Origin of the sequence: Bacillus sp. XF8, assembly GCF_017498755.1 — a bacterium.
Taxonomy (GTDB): Bacteria; Bacillota; Bacilli; order Bacillales; family Bacillaceae_G; genus Bacillus_A; species Bacillus_A bingmayongensis.
On record NZ_JAGDQK010000067.1, the window covers coordinates 1 to 8141 of the forward strand.

General features: G+C 35.8%; 8 protein-coding genes and 4 pseudogenes. 2 read left to right on the forward strand and 10 right to left on the reverse strand.

The features are described from left to right. The 5 genes and pseudogenes from J4P91_RS27450 to J4P91_RS27470 all read right to left on the reverse strand — a co-directional run. Positions 1 to 284: pseudogene (locus J4P91_RS27450) on the reverse strand (group II intron reverse transcriptase/maturase); the annotation flags it as partial. Positions 285 to 979: 695 nt separating this feature from the next. Continuing rightward, positions 980 to 1252: a hypothetical protein gene (locus J4P91_RS27455; RefSeq protein ID WP_207996610.1), complete on the reverse strand. Its 273-nt coding sequence runs from the start codon at positions 1250 to 1252 to the stop codon at positions 980 to 982. 1264 nt (positions 1253 to 2516) lie between these two features. Continuing rightward, positions 2517 to 2720, reverse strand: a complete 204-nt coding sequence (locus tag J4P91_RS27460) for a hypothetical protein (RefSeq protein WP_207996611.1) — start codon at positions 2718 to 2720, stop codon at positions 2517 to 2519. A 5-nt stretch (positions 2721 to 2725) separates the two neighbouring features. Beyond that, positions 2726 to 2974: pseudogene (locus J4P91_RS27465) on the reverse strand (ATP-binding protein); the annotation flags it as partial. Beyond that, entirely contained in the window at positions 2953 to 3243 is a 291-nt protein-coding gene (locus J4P91_RS27470) for a DnaD domain-containing protein (RefSeq protein WP_307802561.1), read from the reverse strand. The pseudogene J4P91_RS27465 and the gene J4P91_RS27470, both read right to left, overlap by 22 nt. A gap of 19 nt (positions 3244 to 3262) precedes the next feature. Here J4P91_RS27470 and J4P91_RS27475 point away from each other — a divergent pair, with 19 nt between their 5' ends. Then, the gene (locus tag J4P91_RS27475; protein WP_207996613.1) at positions 3263 to 3481 is read left to right on the forward strand and encodes a helix-turn-helix domain-containing protein; all 219 of its coding nucleotides are present in this window, start codon (positions 3263 to 3265) and stop codon (positions 3479 to 3481) included. A gap of 233 nt (positions 3482 to 3714) precedes the next feature. Here the strand turns inward: J4P91_RS27475 and J4P91_RS27480 are convergent. The 5 genes and pseudogenes from J4P91_RS27480 to J4P91_RS27500 all read right to left on the reverse strand — a co-directional run. Then, a pseudogene (locus J4P91_RS27480) lies at positions 3715 to 3996 on the reverse strand (phosphatase PAP2 family protein); the annotation flags it as partial. A gap of 415 nt (positions 3997 to 4411) precedes the next feature. Next, positions 4412 to 4744, reverse strand: a complete 333-nt coding sequence (locus tag J4P91_RS27485) for an ImmA/IrrE family metallo-endopeptidase (protein ID WP_207996614.1) — start codon at positions 4742 to 4744, stop codon at positions 4412 to 4414. Positions 4745 to 5182: 438 nt separating this feature from the next. Next, positions 5183 to 5371, reverse strand: coding sequence for a hypothetical protein (locus J4P91_RS27490; RefSeq protein WP_207996615.1), 189 nt, complete (start codon positions 5369 to 5371; stop codon positions 5183 to 5185). A 287-nt stretch (positions 5372 to 5658) separates the two neighbouring features. After that, on the reverse strand, positions 5659 to 6198 hold the full coding sequence (locus tag J4P91_RS27495) for a hypothetical protein (RefSeq protein ID WP_207996616.1): 540 nt from the start codon (positions 6196 to 6198) through the stop codon (positions 5659 to 5661). A gap of 738 nt (positions 6199 to 6936) precedes the next feature. Next, on the reverse strand, positions 6937 to 7116 hold the full coding sequence (locus tag J4P91_RS27500; protein WP_207996617.1) for a hypothetical protein: 180 nt from the start codon (positions 7114 to 7116) through the stop codon (positions 6937 to 6939). A 433-nt stretch (positions 7117 to 7549) separates the two neighbouring features. Here J4P91_RS27500 and J4P91_RS27505 point away from each other — a divergent pair. Continuing rightward, positions 7550 to 8141, forward strand: a pseudogene (locus J4P91_RS27505) (hypothetical protein); the annotation flags it as partial.

An 8141-nucleotide genomic window follows, 5' to 3' on the forward strand; every position in this document is an offset into this window, starting at 1 on the left:
CGATTGAACAAGGTTTTCGAGAGACGAAAGGCTATTTCAGCAAAGTCTATATTTACATGTGTTGCGATTCTGTAATAATTTTTTATACCAAGCACATAGGTGTTATAATCCAGTACTGCTTTTACTGTTGGATTCTTTTGAATTGCTTTAATTCTTGTTTTTGCTTTTTCAAAGATATCTTTTTTCTTTTTCTCACTAACATGTGTGTTTGCTACATATCTTTTGCACTTTTTAACAGATTTGATAGAGAATCCTAGAAAATCTGAAGATTTTCTTTTTAAATTTCTATTTCTCAAATAACATATATGGACACTTTCAGATAAGGAGAATGAAATACGTATGGCTAATTATTTTTATAAACATGGTAAAAAGTATTATTAAAAACAATCGCAGCCGGACCATCAAAAAGATAACTGTTCTGTTGAGACTCATACAATTGCTGGTTCAGGAGAAAATTTAACTGGAAATATCCCCTTAAGAATTTTAATACGACCTAACACTTTCAACCTACCCATTTTTGAAGATTTCACCAAAAATCACAATAAAACATTACTTCAAATATCGTCTTCATCATTCTCTGCATTCCCTGCTCTCCCCCTTACCATAACTATTCGAACTAGAGGAACTGAAAATCCGATTGTAGCTACCCTAACAGTGGACCCAGCAGGTAATTTAGGAGGCCCCAGAGTATTTCAAGTAGAGGATTTTGAAAGTCTGACTGTCTCAAACACTAACCCAGAACAAACTGGTCAACTTAATGTATTTATACAAAAAACGTTTTGTATCTGCTGTAATGATAGAAGTGATTCTTGTGATGAATATTACTGTGAACACGACTATGATTGTTAGATTAAATCACACAAAGGAATCCTGAATGTATAGGGTTCCTTTTCTGTTACTCTACTATCATCAAGTCCTTCCTAATTCTCACATTTATTCATCTTTCATTTTCTCGTTTCTTAATAAAATTCAAATTGTATTACTTTCTCTTTTTCCACTTCTTCCAATTCTTACGCTGACTTTTCTTTTTCTTAAAGAACGCTTTTCGTTGCATCTGTCTCATTAGGCAGTGAACTTTATATATTGAGATAACAGTTGGTCTAATTGTTTGCCAACACTTTGAAATAATTGAAGCAATATATCGAAAAGTTGTTGCTACACGCTCGAACAATACCACGAACCGATCACGAAATCCCTCAAATACCATTTTCAATTGCTTGCATCTATCTTCACTCCCTGTATAAATTTTCAAAATTAATACATACTATCTCCAAGCCGCTTAATCCTCGGCTGGTACTCTTTCTTTTGTTTACAGTAGCAAGCAGGTAGTTTCTTCCCCTATCTGCTTTCTCTGTATATTTTTTAACTTTTTGCAGACAATATTGTTACGCCTTCAACACTGGTTTACAACACGATTAGGCGTTTCTGCAACCTTCTAATATTCTTGATACTCCGTGTAAGGAACAGCGTATATAGCTGTTTCTTTTTTATTTCCTGACAAAACCATCATGTATAAATTCCACCCTACAGAAAACAATATCTATAAGCCGTTCGAACTAGCGGCTTCACTCTTCTTGTAATGAGAAAGCAATTTATTGCAATTGGCTAACTCATTCGACCCACCGGCAGGCAACGAAAATCGTTCCTGCCATTTTTTTGTATAAATTTTTTTAATCCTCACACACTACCTATAAGTGAGTTGTTGTACTACTGTTTTTTGAGAAAACATAATTTTCAACGTAAGCAGATGGCATAAAGAGCTATCTGCTTTTCGTATAATCTTTTTTCATTTCACATATACTATCTACGAACCTGTTTACCAATACAAGTCATTTTGGTGTTTTGAATTTCTCCTAAATTACCCTTCTTGGGATAAGCATTTTTTGCTTATCCCATTTTGTTGTATATATATTTAAATTTGCGTTAACACTATTTATGAGCGTGTTTTCTGGTTATTCGTAGTTCCTATCCACAGTAATCTTTCTCCTAATGAGGACGGCAGGTACGACTGCTTGTCCTCATTTTTTACTTATATCGCATACACCTCTTTCCGATAATCCCTAACAACATTGCCTTCTTCATTGAAGTAAGCAATTTCCCACCAAGGATGGACATTACACCTCTCAAAATCTCCATCCAACACAACGCATAAAGCTGAGTATTATCAGCAAATCCAATATTTTCACACTTCACATACTTTACAAATTCGTGAACTGTCATTGTGAAAAATTTATTTTTAAACTCAAGATAATATTTGTACTTTTCTCATTCTTCTGTCTCCGCAACGATGACTTTCTCACAAGGCCAATGTTCAAAGATTGTATGTAGCTTGAACTTATATTGGAGAGACATTAAAATTCCCCCTTCATTATATTTTCGACCAGTACATACGATTCATTTCGTTATGAATCGATTTGATATTTCTCAATACGACACCTATAGACATTTGAAACTACAACGATTAATATATGGTTACCCTTTCTTTTGACCTGACGATACATCAGGTCTTTTTTACACTAAAACCACCCAACCGACACGTGCTCATGATTCACACCTCCAAACTTCACTTCAGCTTCTTTCAAACGCTTTTGAAAATCTTCCCACTCTTGCTTACATTTCTTTTGTTCCATCACGCCCACTTCATAAGTACATGTTTTAAATAACCGAGCCCCTGAGAATTGAGAACTAAATACTTTACCAGTGCCATCGCATGAGCACATGTTATTCACTCCTTCTGACGATAATCTTCGCCCTCTACAGCGATTAAGTAATGTTTACTCATTTCGAACAATCGGCTTTTTGCCGCATATCCAATCTTTTCAGGTAATGTTTCATCATCTTCATTGGAGCTATATAGAATCGGTAAATTGTGACGATACCGGTAATCGATAATTTGGTAGTACAAGTTTTCTTTCGCTTCCGACCCTTTGGATATTCCTAAGTTGTCCCAAATTAGAACATCAACTTGCTTGGCATGTTACGCTCTCTGCTTACATTTTCTTCATCATAATTTCTGCTCGCTGCATAACCGCTGCCAGTTCGTTTCCGACGTGTTGTATTTCCTACACCACCTCTTCGGTTTTTATAATCTTCATCGAGCTTAATGACATCTGCCATTGTTTTGACGTTGTTCTTTTGCCAATCGAATATAATACCGCTAATGTACTTCCAGCGCTTTGCATTTCGATCAATCGCTCTATCGACTGCTTCCATTACAAGGTGATTTGTTATTCGATACGAAATAACTCAACAGGTGATGAAAATGATTGTACTCAGAAGTAAAATCGGGGACTTATTAAAAAACAGCGGATTAAAAGGAAGATGGGTTACTCAGCAATTAAACATAAGTCAGAATCAAATGAGTAATTATGTAACTGGAAAGTCTTATCCACCAGTTGATAAAGCATTCGAATTAGCGAAGATATTTGGGTGCAAAGTCGATGATCTATACGAGGTACAAAAAGAAAACCCTGCTGATTAAATATTAGCAGGGTTTAATACATATTGAGGTACTGAATGACGTTCAATGGAATCCATCATATATTACTTTCTCTATTCATTTACATATCACAAGAACGATTAAGAATGTTGTATTACAAAAAAGGTGAATATTATCTTTAATAGAAAATAAAGTTTTTAAAATTCATATCCTGATTTTTCGTTTTGTATATTTTACATTTTTATAATGTACAATTCTTTTACAACTACTTATACTCAAAAGTCTTTCGATTTATTTTTGGATGATGTTAAAACGTATTGCTCCATTTTTTCATAAAGATGAAGTAATTGTTTAACAATAGAAATTTTTGGTACTAACCAATATGAAAATAATGCAGAAATTATCCCTAACAAAGCTCCTGTGGCAACATCGAACGGATAATGAATCCCCCCCCAGATACGAGAGATAGCTACACAGAATGCAAGCGCAAACCATAACCACCCAGTTTTTTTACGCACAAGCCAGAATGAAAAACAAATTGAAAAAAACAGAATCGTTTTCCCTTATGGAACACTTCCTTGTGCACCTTCTGCGCAATAAATCGTATTCATCCCAATGCCTTTAGCAACTATTTCATTTAGTACGTTTTTTGTTACATCGCTAACGAAAATAGTTGCCCCGCCATTGTCATTTGTAATCTTCTTCAGCTAATTCATACTTTTGTTTAGTCACGTCACACCACCACACCACCTCTATATTAATGGGAAGGAATTCACCTCATTCCACACCTTTTATACAATCCAACGATCCTGGTTAAAAAAGCCCTGCACTTCACTACAGGTAGGACAGTCTCGCCACTCACAATCCTCATGAAATAATCAAAAGAGACTCGCAAATGACGTGATAATTGTTCATCTGTCATCTGTAAGTCTCTTTTCGTTTGTGTTATTTGGTTTTGGAACTGTTTGTTGTTCATAACTTGATAACTCTTTCGCTTCGTAATTCTTCAATCAACGATTCGTCTATATCAGTTTGCAGATTATCCTGTATCACTTGATATAACACTTTACCAACACGATTAATCATATCTTCATCTTGTTCTTCATAACCCGCTTCATGGAAAATACCATGCAGTACTTCATGAATAAATGTTTCTTCTAAACGATCACGTGGTAAATCCGCATCAACCTTAATGATTAAATCGTTATACAAAATTTGTCCAAGAACACCATGCTCCTTTGCTAATCCCTTAACTGATTGCACATTGTATTTTACTCCACCAATCTTCCAATACGTTTCTTTCATCTCTCACTCACCTCATCGCTAATTGCTTAAAAAGAATCTTATTTTAAAAAATCCGTAACGAAAACTAATTTATGCAGGGAAATTACCATGATTATAGGATTCCTGTATTATTCTTTATGCATGATTTTATGCAGTGTTGATTTTACGCCATTTCCAGCACCTAAACACCGTTAGTTTCTGCATAAATTTCGCCTTGTTAACTATCTCTATTTTTGTTCAGTTTTTATACAAGATTCCTCCTTTTGTTTTCAAAAGATGCAACACTATCCGTAAATACATTTTAGAAGGAGGGATTGAGATGGAATTCAAAAATAAATACATCGAACTCAGTGTTTCGCCAGAGTTTATTATCTCTATCGATCAATTAGTTACAACTCTTCACCTAGCAGGGATCATTTGATTCTTGCTTTTCTTTTTGTTCGTTGTTTGATTGTTTTGTTAAACCTTATCATCTCTTATCTCTCTCAATTGATCCATTTCCTTCTCTACATCCTTCTCAATCTCATTAATTTCACGCCAATCTTCTTCAGCTCGTCTACTCTCCCCAATCCTAAAACCGAAATAGATTATCAGAAAAGTAACGAACGTACCAGTAAAATATCCAAAAAAGAAGCTCAACCACGTCATCTCATCACTTCCTCTTCAAAATAAAAAGTACCCGAATGGATACTTCTCTGACTACCACCAGAATTATTTACTACAAACCTATATTACAAAACTTTACCATTTCATCAAAATCTATATTATTACTATAATTCACTTTTTCAATGGCTTGTATAACGTATACTTACCTTAAGTTAATGTTAAGTTTTACTAGCATATGTCTCTATAAAATAAAGTTTAATCAAAAATGGAGATTTGTATTTCATAAAAAAAGAAATCAGGTGATTTCCCTGATTTTTTTTCAAAATAATTTATAGTGGAGATGAAAATCTCGTAGCTTCAAAGCGTGTACTTGAAGGTTCTGAAACGATTGTACCAGCTAAGGTACTTCTTACAGATACTTGTACTACATCTCCAGCATTTAACTGAATGTTAGTAGAAACAGATGCAATATTGTTATTTGTGATTGTACTAAAAAAATCATTATCAATGGCTACTTGAGTATTATTTACCCTGATGGCTATTAATACTCTATAATCAGGAGAAGGAAAAATAGCAGGCCTAAATTCAACACTTGCAATAATAGAATATATACCTCTTGTTGTTGGAATAAATGTGGAGATAAAAGTATTATATTCATTTAGTAGATCGTATTGTTCATTTGGATATAAAACTTGCACAGTTGTATCTGCAGGAACATCTATAACAGTATTAGTTTCATCTCTAACAGCCCTAAATGCAGATTGCGGTACTGGTACTGGAGGCCCTTGAATAATAGGGCAACTCTCAGGATTAGGGACCGGACAAGGAATCGCAGATGGATTAAAATTTCTTTTTGTATTTGAGCACATGAACTATCAAACTCCCTTACTTAGGATATCTATTACATTAGATGTAAGGTGAGTTCTTCTTTCTTGTATATTTACCCATATTTGTTCAATACCAAATAAATTCATATCCTTTTTAGGTGTCCGATTTGTCCGATAAAAAAGAGCGCCCGTTTCCGCGAGCACTCTTTTTAAGGGATTACGAGAATCTCATTAACGAAAGTCAAGGTTACCAAAGTTAATGAGGTACAAGCAGTATATGCTTGTCTACTCTAACACGTGACAAAGAGCACCCAATTCAGTGGATGCTCTCAACGTGATAAGGAATATGAATACGTAATAGGTAGCGGTTAAGCTTTCCCGATACACCAGCATATGCTCGTCCTTCTCAAAAGGTGCAATAAAAAAAGCACCTCGCCCTGGTACCACAAAACGCGGAGAGGTAACTAACACGGAAAAAGACCTTTCTGTATCATTGTATGCTTACATTTTTCTTTATATTACCTCTTTTTAGGTGCCCGATTTGTCTGATAAAAAAGAGCACATCGAAATGTACTCTTTAGTGAAAGGCGCTTTATCATGAGTATGAAATAAGCGATTTACATGACCTTCGCTTGTCCCACCCTATATAATATGCTTGTCCTCTTAAAAAGGTGCAATGAAAAAGAACACTTCCCCAAGTAAGTGTTCTCTTCCGCAGAACGTGCTAAAAGACCTTTCCGTGCTATTGTATGTTTACATTTTTCTTTATATTCCCCCTTTTTAGGCGTCTAATTTGTCTAATTTCGAGCCACCAGTTTCGGTATAACTTGCACGATATGCTTTATACAATTCGGAAGTAGACATTACCATATCAGGCAATTTTATTAATTCCCTCACACCACCTATAAACCCAGAAACCCTTCCAAGCTCAATAAGAGGTGCAATAAACACAAAGACCACGACACTAATGCACCGTGGTCATATATATAAATTCAATTGGTCTTTTCGTCTTTTCTTCCTCCGCTTATTCTAACCGAGTAACGTTTTGATAAAGGGGCTATGTTCATTGATTATGAGCACATAGATACCCTATCCCCACAGTATTCTTCTTTCAAAGAACTGTATAGGTATAGCGTAATATTGATTCTATTTTGAAAAATCCCCGAAACTATTCCCTGTTTTATCCCCCTTTTTGTTGGGAATAGTACATACATTTAGAAACATAAAAACCACGATATCGACCTAATATGAATCCTTACCACCCTCTTCCAATAACGCTCTTTCCCCATTCTCACATCAATGAGGCTTTAAATATATGTAGGTAAACGTACAAGAAAAAGACAACTTCTCCACATTCAATGTAATAAAGAATTGTGAAGGAGGTTGATTATTTTTGTTTTTGCATAATGGAAAGCGGTGCATACCTCGCGCAATCCCTTGTCCCGTTCCAAGTCCTATTAGTCGTCCGTTTATCCAAGCTCCTCTTGAATCGCCACCCCAACCAGTTTGCGACGTAGCTGGCAATGTTGGAGCATGTTCCTTTGAAGGAAGCCCTATAGAGAATGGAGATTGTTCATTTGCGGAAGGATGTGGTACAACTGCTAATGGCGATTGCTCACACGCTGAAGGATGCGGTACAGAAGCGAACGGAGCTTGTTCTCATGCGGAAGGTTGTTGTTCAGTCGCAAATGGAGATTGCTCGCATGCTGAAGGTAGTCAAACAGTTGCTAATGCCATTGCCTCTCACTCGGAAGGAACGCTTACTCAAGCGAATGGAGATGCTTCTCATGCTGAAGGGCGAAGTACCATAGCAAGTGGGGAATCCTCGCATGCTGAAGGAAGAAATACAGAAGCAAGTGAAGAAGCTTCTCATGCTGAAGGTTTTAACACAACTGCTAGTGAATTTGCTTCTCATGCTGAAGGTTTGGATACTACTGCTAGTGGATTTGCTTCTCATGCTGAAGGTTTGGATACTACTGCTAGTG